Genomic DNA, 436 nt, shown 5'->3' with positions numbered 1-436 from the left:
CCATTGAACTGATGGCACTCTCTTTATAACGCGTCGCCATATCTTTCAGCGGCAGGGTCGAGATCATAATCAGGCTATTGTCCTGACCATTTAAAAAGTACATCGACCAGGTGGGGTTTTCTGCGCCCCACAGCGTGTCCAGATAGTTCGACATCCGCATGGTCATGTCCAGCGTGCTGCTGTCATGTGAGCCGAAAATCAGCGCTTCCGTTTTACGCCGGGTTTTTTCCAGGTAGTAGACGTCAGGACGCAGTCGCGTCTCCTGCAGGTTACTGCCGGGTGTTGCACCTGCCGCACTGGTAGAGAGGTTTTCATAGATCTGCCAGGTGGCAAAGCGATAGGCATCAATGCGCTTCTGAACGTCACGAGCCAGATCGTCCATGGCATAGCGTTTCCCGGTCAGCCAGGCATTCACCGAGTTATGCACCATAAAGCC

The 436-nt window shown here is 53.2% G+C and carries 1 protein-coding gene; it reads right to left on the bottom strand.

Going from position 1 to position 436, the window contains the following annotated elements; genetic code table 11:
- The coding region (locus tag IU459_RS40310) for a hypothetical protein (protein ID WP_267469953.1) at positions 1–415 on the bottom strand (415 nt) is incomplete at its 3' end.
- Positions 416–436 lie beyond the last annotated feature (21 nt).

The sequence above is a fragment of the Nocardia amamiensis genome, assembly GCF_015477605.1.
GTDB lineage: Bacteria > Actinomycetota > Actinomycetes > Mycobacteriales > Mycobacteriaceae > Nocardia > Nocardia amamiensis_A.
This window is presented reverse-complemented; position numbering and strand designations above follow the sequence as displayed.